20 protein-coding genes, 1 tRNA gene and 3 pseudogenes are annotated in these 21,502 nt (G+C 61.2%); 11 read left to right on the forward strand and 13 right to left on the reverse strand.

The window, feature by feature from the left end:
* Window positions 1–29 precede the first annotated feature (29 nt).
* Window positions 30–998, forward strand: a complete 969-nt coding sequence (locus NKG95_RS17420; protein ID WP_502895824.1) for an alpha/beta fold hydrolase — start codon at window positions 30–32, stop codon at window positions 996–998.
* A gap of 55 nt (window positions 999–1,053) precedes the next feature.
* Entirely contained in the window at window positions 1,054–1,473 is a 420-nt protein-coding gene (locus NKG95_RS17425) for an Ohr family peroxiredoxin (protein WP_353041667.1), read from the forward strand.
* 365 nt (window positions 1,474–1,838) lie between these two features.
* Here NKG95_RS17425 and NKG95_RS17430 read toward each other — a convergent pair whose 3' ends face one another.
* The 8 genes from NKG95_RS17430 to NKG95_RS17465 all read right to left on the reverse strand — a co-directional run bounded on the left by NKG95_RS17430 (window position 1,839) and on the right by NKG95_RS17465 (window position 10,529).
* Window positions 1,839–3,767 carry an adenylate/guanylate cyclase domain-containing protein gene (locus tag NKG95_RS17430; protein ID WP_352484987.1) on the reverse strand — a complete coding sequence of 643 codons (1,929 nt, stop codon included), beginning with the start codon at window positions 3,765–3,767 and terminating at the stop codon, window positions 1,839–1,841.
* Between the two features lie 571 nt (window positions 3,768–4,338).
* Window positions 4,339–5,043 (reverse strand): GntR family transcriptional regulator, encoded by a 705-nt coding sequence (locus NKG95_RS17435; RefSeq protein ID WP_023722328.1) that lies wholly within the window; start codon window positions 5,041–5,043, stop codon window positions 4,339–4,341.
* Between the two features lie 102 nt (window positions 5,044–5,145).
* Complete coding sequence (locus tag NKG95_RS17440; protein WP_353041669.1) at window positions 5,146–5,886, reverse strand: aspartate/glutamate racemase family protein; 741 nt, start codon at window positions 5,884–5,886, stop codon at window positions 5,146–5,148.
* An 8-nt stretch (window positions 5,887–5,894) separates the two neighbouring features.
* Window positions 5,895–6,617, reverse strand: a complete 723-nt coding sequence (locus NKG95_RS17445) for an ABC transporter ATP-binding protein (RefSeq protein WP_292659994.1) — start codon at window positions 6,615–6,617, stop codon at window positions 5,895–5,897.
* Between the two features lie 2 nt (window positions 6,618–6,619).
* The gene (locus NKG95_RS17450) at window positions 6,620–7,399 is read right to left on the reverse strand and encodes an ABC transporter ATP-binding protein (protein WP_353041671.1); all 780 of its coding nucleotides are present in this window, start codon (window positions 7,397–7,399) and stop codon (window positions 6,620–6,622) included.
* A 4-nt stretch (window positions 7,400–7,403) separates the two neighbouring features.
* Window positions 7,404–8,378, reverse strand: coding sequence for a branched-chain amino acid ABC transporter permease (locus NKG95_RS17455; protein ID WP_292659991.1), 975 nt, complete (start codon window positions 8,376–8,378; stop codon window positions 7,404–7,406).
* A gap of 5 nt (window positions 8,379–8,383) precedes the next feature.
* Window positions 8,384–9,250: a branched-chain amino acid ABC transporter permease gene (locus NKG95_RS17460; RefSeq protein ID WP_352466754.1), complete on the reverse strand. Its 867-nt coding sequence runs from the start codon at window positions 9,248–9,250 to the stop codon at window positions 8,384–8,386.
* Window positions 9,251–9,326: 76 nt separating this feature from the next.
* Complete coding sequence (locus NKG95_RS17465) at window positions 9,327–10,529, reverse strand: ABC transporter substrate-binding protein (protein WP_353001297.1); 1,203 nt, start codon at window positions 10,527–10,529, stop codon at window positions 9,327–9,329.
* 181 nt (window positions 10,530–10,710) lie between these two features.
* Here NKG95_RS17465 and NKG95_RS17470 point away from each other — a divergent pair, with 181 nt between their 5' ends.
* Window positions 10,711–11,019 carry a DUF4143 domain-containing protein gene (locus NKG95_RS17470; protein WP_352847471.1) on the forward strand — a complete coding sequence of 103 codons (309 nt, stop codon included), beginning with the start codon at window positions 10,711–10,713 and terminating at the stop codon, window positions 11,017–11,019.
* A 65-nt stretch (window positions 11,020–11,084) separates the two neighbouring features.
* Here the strand turns inward: NKG95_RS17470 and NKG95_RS17475 are convergent.
* Window positions 11,085–11,423: pseudogene (locus NKG95_RS17475) on the reverse strand (diacylglycerol kinase); the annotation flags it as partial.
* Between the two features lie 663 nt (window positions 11,424–12,086).
* Here NKG95_RS17475 and NKG95_RS17480 point away from each other — a divergent pair.
* The 3 genes and pseudogenes from NKG95_RS17480 (at window position 12,087) to NKG95_RS17490 (ending at window position 14,298) form a co-directional block, all read left to right on the forward strand.
* Window positions 12,087–12,761: a protein-L-isoaspartate(D-aspartate) O-methyltransferase gene (locus tag NKG95_RS17480; protein ID WP_352495641.1), complete on the forward strand. Its 675-nt coding sequence runs from the start codon at window positions 12,087–12,089 to the stop codon at window positions 12,759–12,761.
* A 669-nt stretch (window positions 12,762–13,430) separates the two neighbouring features.
* Window positions 13,431–13,555 (forward strand): annotated as a pseudogene (locus NKG95_RS17485) (IS6 family transposase); the annotation flags it as partial.
* A 305-nt stretch (window positions 13,556–13,860) separates the two neighbouring features.
* Window positions 13,861–14,298, forward strand: a complete 438-nt coding sequence (locus NKG95_RS17490) for a hypothetical protein (protein WP_292659986.1) — start codon at window positions 13,861–13,863, stop codon at window positions 14,296–14,298.
* Between the two features lie 307 nt (window positions 14,299–14,605).
* On the opposite strand, the gene NKG95_RS17495 is transcribed toward NKG95_RS17490, so the two are convergent.
* The gene (locus NKG95_RS17495) at window positions 14,606–15,241 is read right to left on the reverse strand and encodes a carboxymuconolactone decarboxylase family protein (RefSeq protein WP_023722339.1); all 636 of its coding nucleotides are present in this window, start codon (window positions 15,239–15,241) and stop codon (window positions 14,606–14,608) included.
* A 202-nt stretch (window positions 15,242–15,443) separates the two neighbouring features.
* Between NKG95_RS17495 and NKG95_RS17500 the strand changes: the two genes are divergently transcribed.
* On the forward strand, window positions 15,444–16,358 hold the full coding sequence (locus NKG95_RS17500; protein WP_353041672.1) for a LysR family transcriptional regulator: 915 nt from the start codon (window positions 15,444–15,446) through the stop codon (window positions 16,356–16,358).
* Window positions 16,359–16,370: 12 nt separating this feature from the next.
* Here the strand turns inward: NKG95_RS17500 and NKG95_RS17505 are convergent.
* The 3 genes and pseudogenes from NKG95_RS17505 to NKG95_RS17515 form a co-directional block, all read right to left on the reverse strand.
* Window positions 16,371–16,665 (reverse strand): annotated as a pseudogene (locus NKG95_RS17505) (DUF3363 domain-containing protein); the annotation flags it as partial.
* A 776-nt stretch (window positions 16,666–17,441) separates the two neighbouring features.
* Window positions 17,442–17,518 (reverse strand) — tRNA-Arg (locus tag NKG95_RS17510).
* 47 nt (window positions 17,519–17,565) lie between these two features.
* Complete coding sequence (locus tag NKG95_RS17515) at window positions 17,566–18,258, reverse strand: winged helix-turn-helix transcriptional regulator (RefSeq protein ID WP_023722341.1); 693 nt, start codon at window positions 18,256–18,258, stop codon at window positions 17,566–17,568.
* Between the two features lie 340 nt (window positions 18,259–18,598).
* On the opposite strand from NKG95_RS17515, the gene NKG95_RS17520 reads away from it, so the two are divergent.
* The 4 genes from NKG95_RS17520 to NKG95_RS17535 all read left to right on the forward strand — a co-directional run bounded on the left by NKG95_RS17520 (window position 18,599) and on the right by NKG95_RS17535 (window position 21,455).
* Entirely contained in the window at window positions 18,599–18,925 is a 327-nt protein-coding gene (locus NKG95_RS17520; RefSeq protein ID WP_353041674.1) for a DUF1330 domain-containing protein, read from the forward strand.
* 127 nt (window positions 18,926–19,052) lie between these two features.
* On the forward strand, window positions 19,053–19,577 hold the full coding sequence (locus NKG95_RS17525; protein ID WP_376702992.1) for a hypothetical protein: 525 nt from the start codon (window positions 19,053–19,055) through the stop codon (window positions 19,575–19,577).
* A 193-nt stretch (window positions 19,578–19,770) separates the two neighbouring features.
* Window positions 19,771–20,343 carry a TetR/AcrR family transcriptional regulator gene (locus NKG95_RS17530; RefSeq protein ID WP_023722343.1) on the forward strand — a complete coding sequence of 191 codons (573 nt, stop codon included), beginning with the start codon at window positions 19,771–19,773 and terminating at the stop codon, window positions 20,341–20,343.
* An 86-nt stretch (window positions 20,344–20,429) separates the two neighbouring features.
* Window positions 20,430–21,455: an alpha/beta fold hydrolase gene (locus NKG95_RS17535; RefSeq protein ID WP_353041778.1), complete on the forward strand. Its 1,026-nt coding sequence runs from the start codon at window positions 20,430–20,432 to the stop codon at window positions 21,453–21,455.
* Window positions 21,456–21,502: the final 47 nt, after the last annotated feature.

The raw sequence follows: 21,502 nt of genomic DNA on the forward strand, positions 1-21,502 counted from the left end.
ATCGCCGTCGGTTCTTTGGCGCCGCCGCGATGGCTGTCGCCGCCACTCAGTTCGGCCTGATCGGCCCGGCACAAGCGCAACAGACGACTGGAGAGCCTGCGGCGTCCTTTGGGCCCTTGAAGCGGATCGAGGCCGGCGTGCTGAGCGTCGGCTATGCGGAACTTGGACGGACCGACGGCCCGCCCGTCATCCTGCTACATGGCTGGCCGTATGACATCCACACCTATGCCGATGTCGCTCCTCTGCTGGCAGCGAAAGGCCACCGCGTGATTGTTCCCTACCTGCGCGGATACGGCACGACCCGATTCCTGTTGGACGACACGATGCGCAACGGTCAGCAGTCAGCGATTGCCGCGGACATTGTCGCCCTGATGGACGCACTGGGCATCGAAAAGGCGACGATTGGCGGCTGCGACTGGGGCGCGCGCACCGCGAACATCATTGCCGCACTATGGCCTGAACGCTGCAAGGCGATGGTCTCGGTGAGCGGCTACCTCATCGGCAACCAGCAAGCCGGCAAGCTGCCGCTGCCACCCAAGGCCGAGCTGCAATGGTGGTATCAATATTACTTCGCCACCGATCGCGGCCGCGCCGGCTACGAGAAATACACACGAGATTTCACCAGGCTGATCTGGCAACTCGCGTCGCCGCGGTGGAATTTCGACGATGCCACATTCGAGCGCAGCGCCGCAGCCTTCGACAATCCCGATCACGTGGCCATTGTGGTCCACAATTATCGCTGGCGGCTCGGACTCGCCGCCGGCGAGCAGCAATACGACGCGTTCGAGGAGCGACTCGCGCAGGCACCGGTCATCGGCGTGCCGACGATCACCCTCGAAGGCGACGCCAATGGCGCGCCGCATCCGGACGCCAGCGTATACGCCACGATGTTCCCGGGCAGATACGCGCATCGGGTCGTCACCGGCGGCATCGGGCACAACCTGCCCCAGGAAGCGCCGCAGGCCTTTGCCGATGCCGTTGTCGAAGTCGACGCCTGATCGAGTTCGCGGCAACCGCCGAAGCGGCGGTTACCGCTACCAGCAAAGAATGCCCATGAGCCACATCACAAGGGTTGTCTATACGGCCAGGACCGCAACCACGGGCAGTCGCGAAAATGGCGCCTCGCGCAGTTCCGACGGTCTTCTGGACATCTGGCTATCGACGCCTGGATCGGCGCGCATCGGCACCAATCCGGAGCAGTTGCTCGCGGCCGGCTGGTCGGCCAGCTTCGCAAGCGCAATCGCATCTGCGGCCCACGAACGAAAAATCGCGCTGCCTGCAGGGATGAGCATCGAGGCCGAGGTGAATCTGAACTGCGGAGAAAACGGCCACTTTCTTAGCGTCCAACTGGATATTGCCGTCCCGAGTCTGGAGCGCGATGTGGTACAAATTCTGGTGGATGAAGCGCACGAGATTTGTCCTTACTCCAAAGCGACACGGGGCAACATCGATGTCGTAATGAGGATCGTCTGATTTGACCTAAATCGCTCTTCGGCGTTGAAGCTTTTGGCACCTCGCTCCCAGTCTGTTCAGGGTCAGATGATGATCATGCCCACATCGACGTGAATGTCCGCTTTCGATATCCACGGGCTCGAAGCTGCCGATCCGTTGTCGGCCCATTCCTGACATAATCGCCACTGCTCAGAAAATCACTTGCTCAGCCGGCTTCCACCGTAGGGATACTCACTTGAGCGTTTGACCCTGAGTTCTTCGTTCGCTAGCGGGAGCCTCGCGCGGCGTCACAACCATATGTGTCATCGCCTCCAACCTTCGGCGACAGCGCCCGCCAGTGCCGGGGCGATTCGCGGCTCACGTCTCCCTTTTGCGCCGAGCTTGTTCTATGGCTGCCCGAGAGGCTGCGCCTCCCCCGCCTCGCATTCCGGCAGCCGCACAGGTTTGGCGAGTTTTGCCAGCGACCCGGTCTTGGCGCACGCCGGGAAGCCGGCTAGCGGCATTGTCTCGATGAAACGACCGCGCTCCGTCTTGCTCAAGCTGAATTCATTGACCATGCCCTCGACGGTCAGGTCCGGATACCGTTTGAGGGTTTCCCGGACCGAAGCATTCGCCTCATCGATTCGACCCAGAGCCGCAAAGGAGCTGCTACGCACCACCCAACCCCCTTTGCCGTAGTTATCGGGCGTCTTGCGCTCCAGCATCTTCAAGGCGTCCTCATAGCGACCAGCCATAAAATAGGCAGTGGAGTAGAAAGCAGTTGCCCACATCGGGTAATTCGGGTCGAGCCGTATAACTTGGTCGACCAACTGAGCGCCGCGTTCGGGTTCGTCGAAGCCTGCCGCAAAGCCGGAATAGAATGTCAGGATTTCGGCCGAACCCGGAGCGAGGCGGAGGGCCGTGTCCAGCTCGACCTTGGCGCGGGCGTTGTCGCCCTTGTCTTTGAGGCTCATGCCAAAAACGGCGTGCGCCTCGGCGTCGCTCGGATCGAGCCGCACCGCGCGTTCGGCTACATCGGCAGCCGCCTTGATCTCGCTCTCGGGATTGATACCGAAGCCAGCCAATATGTTATGAGCATGATAAAGTTCCACCCAGGCGCGGGCGAACCCCGGGTCCAGCTCGACAGCGAGGTTGAGCAGCCTGATGGCCTCCTCCTCATCCGCTACGGTAATCTTTTCAATCCTTTCGGTTCCGAGCAGGTAGTAATCATAGACAGTCAAGTTGTCCGGCCGTTTACGCTTCGCTGCAGCCCGCCCCGCGCCTTGAATCAGCCCCACGCCGTTGCCGAGGCGGTTGGTGACCTGCTCGGCGATCTCGGTTTGAACGGCGAATACGTCTTCAGCAGGCCGGTCCCATCGCTCCGACCACAGATGGTTGCCGGTTTTTGCATCGATCAGCTGCGCGGTGATCCGCAGCCGACCGCCCAGGCGCTGGATCGAGCCTTCCAGCACATAGCCGACGTCGAGCGCACTCGCGACCTGGCGGACATCCAGCGACTTGCCTTTGTACGCTTGCGTCGAATTGCGTGCCACGACGTCGAGTTCGGGAAACTGCGCGAGATCGGTGATGATGTCTTCGGTGAGGCCATCGGCCAAACGCCCGGTGGCCTCGTCGCCGCCATAATTATTGAAGGGCAGCACCGCGATCGACGGCTTGGCCCCCAGTGGCGCAGGCTGAAAGACCCACCATGTCCCTCCACCCGCCAGAGCCAGCACCACGATGGCCGCCGCAGCCGTCCTGGCCCAGCGCGGCATCATTCCGAGAAGCGGGCGGCGCGCCGGCTTGCCATCGAGCCTCAGCCGGTACATCCGCACGGGGCGATTGATATTCTTGACTTGCTGCTCGCCAGCGAAATCGAGGGGCCAATCAAGCTTGCCCTGCAGATGGTCAAAGGCCGTGCCCGATACGATCACGCCGCCCGGGTCAGCGAGTTGCTGCAACCGAGCGGCGATATTGACGCCGTCGCCATACACATCGCCATCCACGAGCGCCACATCGCCAAGATTTATCCCGATGCGGAACACAATCCGCTCATGCTCCGGCAGTCCACCATTGCGAACGGCCACAGCTTTTTGAATTTCGGCTGCGCAGATTACCGCATCGACCACGCTGTCGAAGACGACAAGTGCGCCATCTCCTAATAGTTTGACAATTCGACCCTGGTGCAGAGCGATCGCCGTATCGGTTACGTCGGCCCGGATAGCTCTCAGGCGTCCGATGGTGCCAGCTTCGTCAATTTCGATCGCCGTTGAATAGCCGACCATATCCGCTGCAAGGATCGCCAGCAGTTTCCGGTTCAATGGAGGGACGATCATCATCCGGCCCCGGACCCAACATGGCTAAAATTGTACACCTATCGCGGCGCCCTGACGAGCCCGCCCGGCCAAAGCCAGGAGGTCGTCCATTAGCCCCGGTGGTCCGAAAGGTCGCTTCTGGCGCACAGCGGTCAGACGAGGCTGGACGCAAGGGCCGGCTATCTTGTCCAGTCATCTTGAAAGCTGACAGTCCGGTTCCGGCCCCTTCCAGGCATTCACAATGCCGGTCGATCGCCGATCTGACCGCCAGAGGCTGTTGACGTCGAAAACACATAAGCCGCTAGATGTTCCCCTTTTGTGCTTCCAAAGTCGCATAAACAGAACCGGCAGTTTGCCAATCCTTGCTGCGACTGCGTGCCTCAAGCTCTGATCGGCGCATTGCCCGTCCGTTGTGCGGCAGCAGGAGTGGCTGAAGCTGGAGGGCAGCGCCGCGGACTCAACGAGCGCTACTGTTATGACGGCAGGAACGAAGAAGCAGTCCTCATGGACCGATGCATGCTATGCATTGCTTCGATCACGCCCAGCACGTGCGGACATAGGCGAACTCCGGCGAAGAGTTTGACAGCGGAGATCAGCGCAAGATGTCCGACAGGCTCTCGGGCTTCTTCTCGCCAAGCGACAGATCAAGGCCCGACAGAAGGTCGATGAGATGACTTTGCATCAGGTCGGACGCGTTTTTTGCGTCGTGCTTTTCGATAGAATCAACGAGGGCGTGATGGGCGTGGCTTTCGCAGGTGGTGTCGCGGCGGCGCCAGTAGAGCGCGATGATCAGCGACGACCGCGACAACAGGTCCTTGACGAAGCCGGTCAGGATCGAATGGCCGGCGATTTCAGCGATGCCGACATGGAATTTTGCCGACAGCATTATGGCGTCGCTGTCGCGGCCGGCATGCAGGGCCTCGTGCTCTTTTTCGAGATGAAGCCGCAGTTGCGCGATCTCGGCCGGCTTTGCCACTTCGGCGGCAAGCGCCGCGACCTTGGGCTCGATCAGCGCTCGCGCTTCGAACACCTCGCGCGCTTCCTGCTTGGTCGGCTGGGCGACGAACGCGCCGCGGTTCGGCTCGAGCCGAGCCAAGCGGTCATGCGACAGCGCCTGCAGCGCCGCGCGTATCACCGCGCGGCTTACCGAATAGATCGAGGCGAGCTCGTCCTCGGGCAGCTTTGTGCCCGGTGCGAGGCGGTGGCTGACGATGGCGTCGCGCAGGCCGGCATAGACCGGAAACCAGCGCATCGTCGGCTTGTCGCCATCCCGTGTCTTTGGTCCAAGCAGGTCCATCGTCTCATTGTCCCGGCGGCCGGATCGCATAGCGGCGCGAACACCGCGTTTCCGGCCGGACATCGAACATCCTGTGTGGGAATGTCAACAATTTTGCACGCATCAGGATACACGGCCGGAGGGCGAAAAGGACGCAAAGATTCCGGCGAAGGACTTTTCGAGTGGAACCTGGTAGCCGCCGCGCTTCGAGGTCGACAGGCCAAGGCTGACGAGGCTCTCGCAGAGTTGTACCGCGCAGGCGACGCCGTCGAGCACAGGAAGGCCATGTTCGCGGCTGAGCGCGGCGGCGAGGTCGGCCATGCCGGCGCATCCCAGCACAATCGCTTCGGCCCGGTCGTCGCGGATGGCGCGCTCGATCTCCTCCGAAATTCGATGGCGGGCGTTGGAGCCGGGCACTTCGAGCTCCAGAACGGGAACGTCGCTTGCCCGCACCCTAGCGCAGCGGCTGGCGAGGCCGTAGCGCACCAGATTGTGCTCGATCGCCGGCACCGAACGCGACAGCGTCGTCACCACGCTGAACTTGCCGGCAATTAGGCTCGCCATGTGAAACGCCGCTTCGCCGATGCCGACCACCGGCATCTCGCCGACGCAGCGTACTGCGTCGAGGCCGGTGTCGTCGAAGCAGGCGATAACGCAGGCGCTCGCCGCCGGATGTCTCTGGATCTCGCCGATCATTCCCGGGATGGCGAAGACCTCGTCGAAATAGCCTTCGACGCTCGGCGGCCCGTCCTTCGGATTGACGGCGATGATCCTGGTGCCGGCCGAAGCCGCGCCGCGCGCCGCCTCGCCGATCTTTTCGGTCATGGACGCAGTGGTGTTGGGATTGACGACGAGTATGTCCATTTGCGCTTTCATATTTCCCCGCCGAGATAGAGTTTCTTGACCCGGTCGTCGCCAAGCAGCTCGGCCGAATGTCCGGCCAGCGCGATCTTTCCGGTCGTCAGTGCGTAGGCGCGCTGCGAGATGCGCAGCGCCATGCGCGAATTCTGCTCGACCAAGAGAACGCTGACCTTTTCGTCGCGATTGATCGCCACGATGGAGCGGGCGATGTCCTGGACGAGCTTCGGCGCGACGCCGAGCGAGGGTTCATCGAGCAGCAGAAGCTTCGGTTTGGCCATCAGCGCCCGCCCGATCACCAGCATCTGCTGTTCGCCGCCGCTCATCGTGCCCGCCGTCTGGGAATAGCGTTCCTTCAGGCGCGGAAAGCGCGCGAGCACCATGTCCAGCGTCCTGGCGATTTCGGCCTTGTCGGTGCGGGTGAAGGCGCCCATCATCAGATTGTCGCGCACCGTCATGTAGGAAAAGACGCGCCGACCCTCCGGCACCATGGCGATGCCCATCCTGACCAGCTCGTCCGGGCGCGTTCCGTCGATGCGGTGGCCCCGGAAATGAATCTCGCCGCTGCGGACTTTCTTCAGGCCGGTGATGGCGCGCAGGATCGAGGATTTGCCCGCGCCGTTCGCGCCGATCAGCGCGACGGTCTCGCCCTCGTTGACGTTGAGCGACACGCCCTTCAGTGCATAGACATGGTCGTAGTAGAGTTCGACGTCGGAGACTTTCAGCAGTTCGCTCATGGCTAAAATCCGATCGCCTCATCTTCGGCGCCGAGATAGGCCTCGATGACCTTTTCGTTCTCCTGGATTTCGTTCGGCGTTCCCTCGGCGATTTTCACACCGAAGTTCAGGACGACGATGCGGTCGGAAATGTTCATGACGGCGGGCATATCGTGCTCGACCAGCAGGACAGTCACGCCGCGCTTCCGCACGTCGCGCACCATCTCCACCGCGCGCACGGTTTCGTCATGGTTCATGCCGGCGAAGGGCTCGTCGAGCAGAAGCACGGTCGGGTTGGTAGCGAGCCCGATGGCAATCCCGAGCGCGCGCAGATGGCCGTGCGGCAGCGTGCTGGCGATCTCATGCCGTTGCGCGCCGAGATCGAGGAAGTCGATGATCTCGTCGGCCGAGCGGCCGAATTCATCCTCGTCGCGCCGTGCGGTGTTCGTGCCGAGATAGAAGCCGGCAAGGCTGGCGTTGGAACGCAGGTGATGCGCGATGATGACATTGTCGCGCACCGTCATGCCCTTGAAGATCGTCGTCTCCTGGAACGTGCGCACCACGCCCTTCCGGGCGACGATATGCGGCGCCAGGCCTGAAATCCGCTCTCCCCGGAATAGCACTTCGCCCGAGGTCGGATTGAGGAAAGAGGAAATCAACTTGAACAGCGTCGACTTGCCGGCGCCGTTGGGGCCGATGACGGAGAGGATTTCGCGTTCGCGGACCGCGAAGGAAACATTGTTGACCGCGACCAGCCCGCCGAAGCGTTTGGTCACGGCCTTGATCTGGAGAAGCTCAGTCATGGTCCTAGCCCTGCTTCTTGCCGAACAGCCTGAGGCTGAGCAGGCCGTTGGGAAGGAACAGCATCAGCGCGATCAGCACCGAAGAGAAGATCAGCAACTGGAACTCGCCGGTCTCGAACAGAAAATCCCAGCCGAAATAGAGCACGAAGGTGCCGATCATCGGCCCGAAGACGTGGCCGAGCCCGCCGAGAAAGCAGTTCAGCATGAAGTTCACCGAGTCGGTGACGGTGAAGCTCGACGGATAGATCGACTGCGAGATGGCGACGAACATCGCACCGCCGAGACCGCCGAGGAATGAGGAGAAGGCGTAGGCGATAACGCGCAGATAGGCGATGTTGACGCCGATCGAGGAGGCCAGTTCCTCGTTCTGCTGCAACGACTGGCAGAGTTTGCCAATGCGCGAATGGACTAGGCGGTAGAGCGCCGCAAAGCACAGCACCATCAGCACAACCGACACCAGATAGAAGGCGGGACGCGGATTGGCGAGCGTCGCGAAATCTGGAAGGATGGTCAGCCCGAAGATCGAGATGCCGCCGGGGAGCGGAATGCTGACCATGCCCTTGGCTCCGTTGGTGATCGGCAGCGCCAGCGCGAGCAGCCGCGCCACTTCGGTCAAAACCAGCGTGACCATGGCGAAATAGACGCCGCGAAGCCTGAGGATGGGCAGTCCGATCAGCACGCTTGCAGCGGCGCAGAATAGCCCAGCCAGCGGCAGTGTCAGCCAGAACGACACACCGTACTGGACGACAAGAATGGCCGAAACATAGCCGCCCATAAGCGCGAAGGCCCCCTGGCCGATATTGATGCGGCCGATGTAGAAAGTCACCCACACCCCGGCGCTGGCGATGCTGAGCAGCGCGACCGAGGTCAGCGTGTAGTAGAGGTCGAGCCGACCGGTCGCCTCGATCAGCCAGGGCACGCCGACGAGTACGACCAGCAGGAAGACAGCCACGGCGAGGATGTTGCGTGTACGCTTCATGTCCATCATCCCCACGGCTTGCCCATGAGCCCGTTCGGGCGGATGCTCAGGAACACCATCAGCGCGGCGAAGATGACGAGATAAGTGACGTCGCCATATTGGCGTAGGACCGTCAGGCCGACCGATTCCATCATGCCGAGGATGAAGCCGCCGGCGATCGCTCCGCTGACCACGCCGGCCCCGCCGATCATCACCATCAAGAACGCCTTGATCGAGATCGGCCCGCCGATGCCCGAATTGACGCCGGTGATGGCGACCAGCAGCCCCCCGACTATGCCGGCAAGCATGGCGCCGAGCGCAAAGCCGATCATCGAATAGCGGTCGACCTCGACGCCCATCAGCTGCGCCGCGACCCGGTCCTGCGCCAGCGCCCGCATGGCGCGTCCCGGCTTGCTGTACTGCATGAAAAGCACGAAGGAGGCGATGAACAGTATGGCGAGTGCGCCGACCAGCAGCCGGTCGTAAGGCATTATGAGGCTGTCGGAGACGAAGACGCCTTTGACGATCTTCGGCACGCCGCGCTGCTTTTCGCCGAACAGGAGGAGGATCACGGCGTCGAGGAAGAATGCGACCGCCGCCGCGAGAAGCATCGTACTTTCCTCCCGCACGCTTCGCTTAATCACCGTCCTGAAAAGGAATTTCTCGACAAGCGCTCCAATGACCAGCAGCGTGATCCCGGACGCGACGAGCGCGACGACGAAAGGCATGCCGAGCTGGCCATAGACGGTGTAGGTGACGAAGCCGCCGAGAACGTACATCTGCCCATGGGCAAAGTTGAGCACGTTCATCAGCGCGAAGATCAGGGTCAGACCGAGCGCGATCAAAGCGTATTGCGCGCCAAGATAAAGCCCGTTGGCGATGACTTGTTCCATCAGGATGGTTCCGGCCGTTCAGAGGCTGAAGACGAATGCTCGAGCCTCTGCGGCAATCCGCTTCGGTGCAGTTGCGTCAATCGACTTGAGCGACGAAGAGCGTCTCGAACTTGCCGTCGCGGTATTCCGTGACCACCATCGGGACCGAAAGCTGGCGCTTCTGGCCAAACGACGTCATTCCGACATAGGTCAGCTTGGCATCGTCCTTCAGATAGGGATTGGGCGCCGAGAAAGTGTCGATCGTCTTCTTGAACTCCTCGACATTGTCGATCGCGGCCGGGTTCGCCTTCAGCGTCTCGATGATGTATTCGAGCGCGTAGACCTTGGTGTTGGACTCGTCATTGTATTCGCCGAACATTTTCGTATAGCGTTCGACGAACTCCTTCATCGTGTCGGACGCGATTTCGGGCGTCGATGCGCCGCCGACCGAGATGAAGCCGTTGGCCAACTCGCCCGCGCCCTCTTCCAGCACCTTGGCATCCTGCGCCGTTTCGGTGGAGATCAGGCCTTCGTAGCCGAGCTCGCGCGCGGCGCGGATCAGCAGCGGCGCATTGCCCGGCGCGACGCCCGAAAGCACCAGCAGGTCCGGTTTTTGCAAAACGATCGGCGTCAGTACCGGCGTGAAATCGCGGGTATCGTTTTGGTAGACATCCGTGGCAGCCACAACCTCGAGCCCGAGCGCCTTTGCCGCGGCAACACCGCCATCCCGCTGGCTCAGCGGATCGGATTCGTTGGCGGCGACAAAGGCAACTTTTTTCACGCCCCTGTTTTCCATGAGATATTTGTAGATCGCCGGAGCCGACTGGTAGTTGGCGATCATGCCGAGCACGGCGTTGGACGCCGGCGGGGTGTAGAGTTCCTTCGGGAATGCGTAGGGAAAATAGATGATGCCCTTGGATTCTGCCACGGGACGCACCGCCGCCGCGCCGTCGTCGACATTCGGACCGACGACATAGTGGATGCCCTCCTGGGCCATCTTCTCCATGCCGGCGATCGCCCGCTTCGGGTCCTTCTGGTCGTCGAAGGTGACGATTTTGATGTCATAGGTCTCGTCACCAATCTTCACACCGCCGGTTTCGTTGATCCAGGCGGCGCGCGTCTGCATCGAGCGGACGTTGGATGTGCCCCACGCAGCGGCCGCGCCACTCGTCACGCCGACAAAGCCGATCTTGAGTTCCTTGTTGGCGGCGTGCACCGCGATTGTGCCGCCGGCCATGATTGCCAGCGCGGAGACGGCGCCGCGCGCCGCGGATGTGATTATTGAACGTCTGTTGATCATTGTTCTTTCCCCTTTGGAGGCCGCGCATTGTTGCGACAGAACTCGATACGCGGACTTTTGTGAGTGAAGGCTCAAATCAATCACCTGTCAACAAAACTTTCTCAGATTGTTGACAATCTTGTGAGCGGCCGTAGACGAAGAACGTAGGACCGATCGCGGTGCTTTGCTCGAGAGGTTCGTGGTGTCGGAATTCCTGAAGCTCGCATGGTGGTCAGAGCGACGGGTGTCTTTCTCACACTACCGGACCAAGGATCAGGACGAGGTCGGCGTCGTGATCGAGGATCGACGCGGTCGGGTCGTCGGTATCGAGGTGAAGGCCTCCGCAAACGGTTCCGCAGGACTTTCGGGGATTGCACCAGTTGCAGGAAGGAGTCCGCGATCGTTTTGTGCGCGGGCTGGTGCTGCACGACCATCACCGTGTGACGCCGTTCGGCGAAATAATTGCAAGCGGCACCGCTGTCGGTTCTGTGTTCGATGTAAAGTTGCATAAAATGCGGTCTGGAACTTGGGTCGCGAGGTGGTCTAAATAATCCCAGATCGATACGAGCCGAGCCTTCATTGGTCGCGGTGATTTCTGGCAACTTCGCCACCCCCCGTAAGCCATCTTGCATCGAACCAGCGGTCCGCCGGCCCGTCATAGGGCAGCCGCGTGACATCCCAGTGGCTGACGAAGCGCGCGTAGGCGTCCCAGACCGGTGGACCGCCGCCGATGAAGACGACACGGCCGGCAAAGCGCTTGAGCGTGTCCTCGGGATCCATACTGGAGCGAACGACGACAAGTTCCCGATCCGCGCGAGCAAAATCCGGAACGCTCGCGATCGTCTTGGGACCGGCGAGCAAGACGTGTCCTCTCGTGACGTCGAAAAACCGTGCAACGTCGGCTACGAACTCCGGCGAGCCGAAGCGATATTGGCAAACTGAAACGTCAGAGCGGGCATCGAGCAGATGCCCGCCACCAAGGGTACGGATGCACGCAAGGGACCGAAGAAGCGCCGGCGACCCCCCACCGCTCGAAGAACAGGAGAGGGGCCAATAGTGCGAAACCCGCTTTCCAAGCCGTTTGCCGATCCAGAAGGACAGCCAGTCCCCCAGTGCCGCGCCAATGGCGGCGGCAAGCCATCACGAAATTCCGGTTCCTCTCAGCAGCGCCACGCGGGCTAACGCTGATTATCGTATGGCCGGCCTGCAGCGCGAATCGCGCTGCTGGCTCGCCCAGGTTCGGCCATCGTCAACCGCCAGATCACGCACGATCAGCACGGGATGGAGCCGGTGAACGACAGCGCAGGGTTCGGCGTCGTTTTGGCCTTCGGCCTATTGGTGCTCAATTGGCTGGCGATCCGCTATATCGATGTTGTCGCCTGGCTGGCGAGCTTCTGATGCGCACGCCGTTCCACCCCGGTGCGAGGAACGGGAGAGCACCAAGGACGGCGACGAAATAGCAGGGCGGTACAACCCGCCCCAACCGAAGCCGCGTTCTCGACGACATGGTTACTGTGACAAGACGAACAGGGTATAAGGCTATGAGGCAGCAGACTGGTTGAGGAGCGCCCCACCGTCATGAAGCCGATGAACGAAGAGCATCTCGCGGTTCTACGCAGGCACATGGTCGAGATGATTGCAATTCACACCGATCTTGCAAGCGATGAACTTGGCAAGGCGGCGCTCGATGAGCGGGTATTGGCGGCGATGAGGCGGATACCGCGGCATCTCTTCGTGCCAGCATCAGTTGCGCCTTATGCCTACCAAGACATGCCGCTGCCGATCGGCTTTGATAAAACCGTCTCGCAGCCCTTCATCGTTGCTCTCATGACCGATCTCCTTGCGCCGCAACCGCACGAGGTAGTGCTCGAGATCGGCACCGGCCTAGGCTACCAAACCGCAATCCTCGCGGACCTTGCCGGGCAAGTTTGGAGCGTCGAAATCATCGAGGAATTCGCAAGCCATGCCGAGGCTCTCCTGCAGGGTCTCGGCTTCTCCAATGTCGGCATTCGTGTCGGAGACGGGTCTCGCGGCTGGCCTGAGCACGCCCCATTCGACAAGGTCCTGGTCACGGTGGCGGCTGAGCGGACACCGCCGGCTTTACTGAAGCAACTCAAGCCGGGAGGACGCTTGGTTCTGCCTTTGGGATCTGAAAATGCACAGTTTCTGACGGTCATCGACAAGGATGCGGCAGGGCAACTGAAGACTCGCAAACTCATCCCGGTTCGGTTCAGCCGTCTCGAAACGGTCTAATGAGGGGTGCGGCTGCGCGGAGCCGTGCTGGAAGATCAAGATAACGCGCGCCGCATCGATCACACAGGCGCTGGATGGCATCGCCGATCTTTTGACATCCATGCCGCAACGCCACTCGTCGAGCACGCCTGCCGCCGCCGGTCGCAGCCGCTGGCGATCATGCCGGCGCGGTCGTATTGCGCGCTTCTCAAAGACCCCTTATCCAGCCTACTGTGTGCCTGCCAGACGGCAAATGGGTCGCTCATCTGGGAAATGACGGCTAAAGGCTCAAGGAATTCGCCCAGTGGCCAACACGTAGCGGGCAGGAGGTAACGATGGATCTCAAGGACAGGCGCCTCTGGTACGGCGTGGTAGCCGTGATCGTGGTATTGGTCGTGATTGCGTATGCGGCTGGTTGGTTTGGCGGCACACCGATACCAGCGCCGCAGCAGTGAGAGCGATCGTCATTCTCGCTTGGCGGCAGCTGACTGCTCAGTCTCTAAAGGTCGAAGGAAGGGACACCTGATTGGCTGTTTCGCTGGTTCGGCTACCATCCTGACGACGCACAGCCTGGACCGTTTTTGAGATGGCTTCCGCGCAACTTGTTGGTTGTTGGACGGACCGGTCCTTGGATCGCGCAATCCGCAACACTCCGCCATCGGGCCGGGTAACTTCGATAATGGTTTCGACACGGACAAACTGCGATCCTACGGAGTAGCCAGGCGCCAGGTCATGCCGGAAGTCGTACACTGGAGCCACAAGGGCCCAACGACCGGGCGGAGAACTCGCATCAGCCCGGCCTTCGGCGGTTTCGAAGCTAAACTGCCACTCGCTTGATCCCGCTGCCCGGCCAGCGATGGAGCCGGGCTACTCCAGCACAGACTCTGCCCGTCGATCACCTCGATCGGCACGGACTCCAGACCGACATCGTCGAACAGCCGCGCATTTGACCGCGTTCGCCAAATTAATGGCCGGATCTTTGCGAAGCCTCCGCATTTTCGTGGGGGGGAAGCCCTCCCAGCATCATCGTGATTGGACTTCACGATCGGTCGGAGTCACGCTGGCCGCAGGTATAAGAAGGATATGGGTGGGCCAACTATCGTCCGAATAGGAGGCTAAAATGAAGCACCAGACGCTTGAGCAACTGCAGATCGTCGCCGAGATCGATCAGGACTACCTGCGCCAGGCCATGTCGCGCAGCGAACGTCTTGAACGCTGGGCGGAGCTCCTTGAACGGAACCCTGACCGGCGACTCTCGACGCTACACCAGACCGAGTATCAGCCGGTTAGATCACGCGGGGCCATGCGCGGCGACGGCTCGCCGATCTCAGTCGCTTTCGAGGATCCTGTCCTCCGCGCCGCCGGGTTGGAAAACGACAACTACGGCGAAGCGAAGCGGTTCTTCGAACTGACCGACAGGCAATTGCATGAGATCATCTGCTATTGTCATTTCGGCGCGACGGTGAGCGCCGTAACGGCCGCCCGTCACATCCGTGCGGCGATTGCCGGGAGACAGCCAGGCATGTTCGCTCGGATGCGTGAGGCGTTCGTCGGATAAAGCCGGAGCCGTTTCGCAGCATCATTTTTGAAGCGGCTCGCATGGAAAGCCGCCGCCGTAGCGCAGGCAAGCGCTCCCCACGCGGGGAGGCTGCGTTTGCATGAGGGGGTGCGGCTTTCCGCAGGAGCACGCCGACGCCCCCTCCTGCATCTTTTCCATCCGAACCGGAAAGATCCCAATGCTGCCAGCACATCCGTGGTCAGCGCCGGGGTTCAAAGGCTCGAACAGAGCGACATGCGCGCCGGATAAGCGCTATACATTCGCTGTCGAAAATTCGATGCTTCATGGTGGGTCGAAGGTCGCGGACCTATGTCGATCGGGACCGGGAAAGCCAAATCGTGATCGCGAGCAGCTTGGCCTTGTGATCGAGGCCGTCCCGAGCCAGCGCCTCCCCGAACCCGAAATCGATCGAAAGCTGCGCGAGGTCGGGCGCGGTGCCGGCGAAGCGGTCAAAATAGCCCTGGGCGTCGCCCGCTACGAGCCGCTCCAGCATCTCGCGTCCGGCCCATCCGCGTCCCGCTCCGTCACCCGTCGCGGGCTTGATGGGCTGAAATGCCAGCTCGCGTTCGGCGAATACCGACCGGACGATGCCGACGGCATTGACGGTTGCAGGGAAGCCCAGGACCGCGACCGAGACGAAGAGCAGTTCGACGATCGCTTCGGGGGTGCCGCCGGCATTGAGAAAGCCGGCGATATGAAACTTCAATTGCGGCTGGGCGCTTCCGTCGGCCAGCAGCATCGAGACGGTGCAGAGCTGCCTTAGCGGGAGATCCAGCCCCGGGCGGGACAACACATCGCCATAGGGATATTCGACGGTGAAGCGCGACAAATCGGCGGAGGTCTCCGCCAGAGCATTGATCGGTCCATCGAAATTCTCCCCGCCGATCCGGCGGAGCATCTCCAGGCCGCGTGAAAATCGATCCTCATGAGTTTCCGAGGCCATGGCTTGCCCGCTCCGACTGATGGCGAAAGAACTTGCTGCGATGAAGGCAGCCTCAATAAAGCGTCGGCGAGAACTTACTCTTCCCGTTGCTGCGGTGGTGGGACCTGACACTCATGTTCTCTAACTCTGCCCGCCCCCGCTTTATTTCAGGTCAGACCTTGCATCGGCGATTGCGATCCAATTCATTATTAGCATCGCCGTGATGAAGAAGATTCATATCGCTAACGTCGATCTCAATCTGCTGGTCGTCTTCGACGCCCTCGTTGCCGAAGGGCACGCCACGCGCGCGGCCGAGCGGATTGGGCTGACCCAGCCGGCGGTCAGCCATTCGCTCAATCGCCTTCGGGCTCTGTTCGGAGACCCGCTGTTTGTCCGATCCCCGCGCGGCATGACGCCGACGCCACTGGCGCAGGACATTGCGCCGAGTGTTCGGTCGATCCTCGAACAGGTTGAAGGCGTCCTGCTCGGCGGGCGCTCGTTCGATCCGACCGAAAGCACTCGGCAATTCGTGGTCGGTCTCTCCGATTATGCCGCTTTCGTGCTGCTACCGCGTCTGACTGCACGGCTCGGCCGCGAAGTACCAGGCGTTTCTCTGGTGGTCCGCAACACGAGCCGCAGCGTCGGTTTGCCGATGCTGGACGACGGCGCAGTCGAACTCATCGCCGGCAACTTCCCCCAGCCGCCGACCCATATGCGAGAAGAACTGCTATACGAAGAGGACTTCATCTGCGCTGGCCGCGGCGATCACACCGATCTGGCCGATAGTCTCGACCTCGACCGCTATCTCTCGCTGCGCCATCTTCAGGTTTCGATGAAGGGCAATCCGAGCGGCTATGTCGATGCTGTGCTCACCGAGAAAGGATTGAAGAGGAATGTCGTCGTGACGGTCGGCCACTTCTTGATGGCACCGATGCTGGTCGATGCCTCCGAGCTCGTGGCAACGGAACCCCGTCGTCTCTTCGCACCGTTGGCAGGGCGGCTACCGCTCCGACTTTTTCCGCCGCCATTGGATATTCCTTCATTTCGAGTGGTGCAGACTTGGCATGCGCGCCACGACGCCGACCCAGGGCATCAATGGCTGCGACGGGTGCTCAGTGAAGTCGGTCAAGGGGTTTGAGGGCGAAAGCCCCAATCCCCGCTGCCGCCCCAACTGCCAGGACACCGATCCGCCCTGCACGATGCCACTGACCTCGCGGCCGAGCTGGCGGTCGATGACTGGCCGCCACGGGACAAGCGTGAACTCGTGGGACTTCTCGACGATGGCGAACTTGCCACTGGATAGCTGCGCGGCCCCCGGTGAAGGTGCCGGTCACGGTTTCGCCCTCGGCGGCAGCTCGGAAGGGCAGTGCCTTTTTCGCCGCCAGTTCCCCACCGGCACGGTCAACCTCGCGTTCCTGAAGCGTGGCGATCAGGTTGCGCCGGTAAGCGCCCCTTCAAATTTGTAGATTCGCTGAAAGATCTGTCGATCGATCCAAGCCGCGATTGCCGACGAGGAGCTGAGGACCCTGTGAGAGTATGGCGCTGCAGATCAGTTCCTCGGCAACAAATTTCGTTCTTGCAGTACCGCATTTTTCGAGGGCAGCCACAGCCGGCCTACTGAAAGCCACCCTTTGACCTTGCAGCCTCGGCACTGACGTTGGCTGCTTATGGGACGCGCGTCCCATCCATCAATGTCGGAAATGGGGGGCGGTAGCAGTCATCCAGCTCTTAATCGTCGAATGCGAACTTTTCCGTGATCCACACCTAGGAGCTGCCAGTCCGCTCTCGGCTCCATGGCTGTCGTTCCAGACCAAACGTGCAAGGGACCGTATGTAGCGCTGGCACGACAACATTGATTACGGCTCAGGCCTCGTAAGACGTGCCATTTTACCAGGTGGCTAGGTCAGCCTCGTGCGATACGGACTGAGATACAAACTGTGATACAAATCGCTGTGGGCTCCTGGACTAGAAAAAACATCGTAAAATCAATGCCTGCCGAGGCGCGGCATTGCGTCTCGACAGACCCCACCTCAAATCGCCACCTGAAGCGACATCGGTGGCCGCCCGTCCCAACAATCTACTCAATTCCAGAATCATGGAAATCCACAACTCGGTTGGATTGAGCAGCTGAAGCCGAAGTTCATGCGAAATTCGCCGTATTAATTGCCGTACTAATTTACCAAAAAGTACGGCGGCTTGTTGGCTAAGTGCTTGAAAAACTTGGTGATCCCGACAGGAATCGAACCTGTGACCTACAGATTAGGAATCTGCCGCTCTATCCTACTGAGCTACGGGACCATCGCGCCCGACACATAACCGCTTCGGATCGTTTCGCCAAGAGGCAGCTAGGCTGCTCGCTTGGGTTCGACAGCGAACGGGCTCAGGCCCAGCCAAGTCTGCATTTTGCGGGCGATATCCTGATCGCCCGTCAGAATGACTTTCGGCCCGGCCTTCTCGACGGTGATCAGCCCCATCCAGATTTCGGTCATGGTGTGCAGGTCGGTCGAGACGTAGAGATCGACATCGAACCCCGGATCGTACCAGCAGAGGTCGACCTCGCCGTGCTTCTCGACGATCAGCCACCACGACCGTTTGGAGGCGGGGAGCTCCTGGTACAGAAATTGTATCACCGTGCGCCCGTCGGGCAGCGGCGACGCGTTTAGATTGCGCCGCATGTCCCACATCAGCAGCGACGGATCGAGGTTCTTCAGCGACAGCCGCGACTCGACCCATTTCTGCCCCCAAAAGCCCATCGCCTCGACGACGGACCGCAGATCCCTGCCTGCCTCGGTCATCCGGTATTCGAAGATGCCTTTCTCGCCGCGCACCTCCTTGCGCTCGACGATCCCGGCCAGCTCGAGCTCCTTGAGCCGTTGCGACAGAAGGGTCGGCGACATTTTGGGGACGCCGCGGCGCAGATCGTTGAAACGGGTCGAGCCCGCCACCAATTCGCGAAGCAGAACCATGGTCCAGCGGGTGCACAGCACCTCCGCGGCCATCGATAACGGGCAGAACTGCTTGTATCCGGCCTGGGTCATGATGTTGCCTTCCCCTCAAACTCAGCCGGGAGCATAGGCCTTTCCCAGCGGTGCGGCGAGTACAGAAACTGTACCGGCCCAAGTGTGGTGGATTTGAAGTTCCTGCTTTCTGGGTGGCATCAGCGTTAGGAACTTCAAATCCAAAACCACACTGGAAATCCAAGCACTTGCTGGTGTGGCTTTTGAATCCGAAATTCGCTCGCTGCGTTGCTCCAAAGTGAATGCGAATTTCGAATTCGCCGCACCAGTACAGATCGCGGACTGGCTGGCGCCGGCCTTGCCATGCGACCCCTCTGCCGCTGCACGGGATACCCCTGTGCACGACCAGGAGACATGACCCATGACCGCTTACGTTATCGCAGACATCAAGGTGAGGGACCCGAAGTGGATGCCGGCCTATGCCGCGTCGGTCCACGACCTCGTTCACAAGCACGGCGGCAGATATCTGTCGCGCAGCGGCAATGTGAAGACGCTCGAAGGCAAGCCGCGCGACACGACGCTGATTGCCTTGATGGCGTTCCCGACCGAGGCCGCGGCGCGCGCCTTCACCGACGATCCCGCCTACGCACCCTTCGTTTCGGCCCGTCAGGGCGGCAGCGACAGCCGTTTCCAGCTGATCGACAACTCCGATCTGGCCGGAACCATCCCGTATCTGCCGAAGGGATGATCTTCCCCTTCATTCGTCGCATCGGGACAGGGATCTCCCAGCAACAACAGCCACAGCGCCCACCTGCCGGACCTCCTTACTTCCGGCGGCCGGCCGGGCTGTGCTTTTCAAGAAGAATGGAATGACTATGACAATCAACTTTCGCAACAAATTCCTCGCTGCCGCGGCGCTGCTGTCGGCCTGCACTGCATTGGCGCAGGCGCATCAGGCAGCGCCCGCGTCCGGTCCCAATCCGCTGGCCGACAAGGTACGCGCCGCCAACAGCCGCTTCGAGAATGTGGCGGCGGCGACCGCCGAGGGCTATGCGCCGATCCCCTGCGCCAGCGGCATCACCGGCGGCGCCATGGGCATCCACTACGTCAATCCCGGCTACCTCAAGGACGACGCGGTCGATGTCGCCAAGCCCGAAGCGGTGATGTACGAGCCGATGGCCGACGGCACGCTAAAACTGATCGCGGTCGAATACATCACCTCGAAAGGCCCGGCCTCGCTCGATGGGCATCTGTTCAACTTCAACAGCGCGCCCAACCGCTATGGCCTCGGCCCGTTTTACGAGCTGCATGTCTGGGCCTGGAAGGGCAACCCGACCGGCGCGTTCGCCGACATGAACCCGAACGTGTCGTGCGAACCGACGATTGCTGCCAGCCAGTAAGCAGCCGGGCCAGGCGGCGCCAACGCCGCCTGGTTTTTAATCTCACAGAGGGGCCAAGCTCCGGGAGATCGCGATGCAACCTGGCATCGCTGGCGTGCCTGTGTGCCCATCGAGCTGTCTTTGCAAAAAGAGTCGCTTGACTGGCGATGTAAAATGCTCATTCTAGAATGATCATTTTACATTGGGTTGCTCCATGACCAGACCGCGACTATTTGACGAAGCCACTGTGCTGGGTGACGCGATGAACGCGTTTCGACGGGCCGGTTTCGCGGGAATTTCGATCAAGGATCTGAGCGATGCCACCGGCCTGACGTCTGGCTCGATCTACAATGCCTTTGGCGACAAGGAAGGTCTCTATCGGGCGGCCTTCGGCCACTATATCGATGCCGTCATCCGACACCGTATCGAGACCTACATCGGCGAAGCAAGCGATCTGGATGGTTTGGAACAGTTGTTCCTGTCGTTGTTGCTGCCCGCCCCGGAATCCGGCGACCTCGGCTGTTTGTTAACGAACGCTGCTGTCGAGTTCGGTGCGCAACCGTCGGTCGCCTCGGAAGGTCTCGCGGAAGGCTTCGCCGTGCTGGAAGCCGCCATCCGGCAGGTCGTGGAGCGCCAGATCGGTGGAGGGCAGGTCGATCTCCACGTCGTCAGGCTTCTGCTTCTCTACCAAGGCATTCTCGTGCTGATCCGCGCCGGCCGAGACGTCTCGGCCTGCCCGGCCGTCATTCGATCAGAATTCGAGCAGCTAAGGAAACTTCTGCCATGATCACCCTTTCCCGCAGGGCGGTGCTTCTCGGCACCGCCGGCAGTCTTCTTGCGCCTTGCCTGCCGGTCTTTGGCGCGTCGCCGGCCATGCCGCCGGTCCGATACGTTCGCTCCAACGGCATCGATATGGCTGTTTATGAAGCCGGCAAGGGACCGGCGGTTGTTTTGCTGCACGGCTTTCCCGAACTCGCCTTTTCCTGGCGTCACCAGATCGCGCCGCTCGCGGCCGCCGGCTACCACGTCATTGTTCCCGACCAGCGCGGATATGGTCTGACCGACCGGCCGTCCAAGGTCGAGGATTATGACATGGTCCACCTGACCGGCGATCTCGTCGGTCTCCTCGATGCTCTCGGCGTCGAAAAGGCCGTGTTCGCGGGCCATGACTGGGGCGGCCTGGTCGCATGGCAGATGCCGCTTTTGCATCAGAGCCGGGTCACTGGCGTCATCGGTGTCAACACGCCATTCATTCCCCATGAAATGCTGTGGCTGCATCCGAGCCTCACCAAGGGGCTGACCGCCCCGGACAAGCCGTTCGTGGCCAACCCGGCAAAAGACCCGATCGCGCAGATGCGCGAAGTCTACAATCCCGACATGTATGTGCTGATGTTCGAAGATGGTGATCTCGCGGACCGTTTGATGGCGCACGACGTGGCGCGGGTGTTCAGGAGCAATATGCGCAAGGGTGTTATCACCGCCGCGCAATACGCCAAGCTGCCGCCGCAGGCCCGACACATGACATTCCTACAGGCGCTCTCGCAGCCGGAGCCGAAGACGCTGCCCGGCGAGCTGATCCTGACGCCAGACGAGCTTGCTTTCTATGCCGAGAGCTTCGGGCGCACCGGTTTCACGCCGGGCATCAACTGGTACCGCAACTTGTCCCGCAATTGGAGAGCCGGCTTGAATGTCGACCAGACGATAAAAGTGCCTTCGCTCATGATCGGCGCTGAGGACGACGTCGTGTTATCTCCAGCGATGATGGATGGAATGGACGCCCACATCGCCGATCTCGAAAAACATGTGGTCGCCGGCTGTGGACATTGGTCACAGCAGGAGAAGCCGGGCGAAGTCACCACGCTAATGGTCGATTGGTTGAGGCGGCGGGTTCCTGCGTAGCCGACATGGCGAGCGGTGCAAAGACGGTTAAGATAGCGGAACTTTCG

Origin of the sequence: Mesorhizobium sp. M1423, from assembly GCF_040317575.1 — a bacterium.
Taxonomy (GTDB): Bacteria; Pseudomonadota; Alphaproteobacteria; order Rhizobiales; family Rhizobiaceae; genus Mesorhizobium.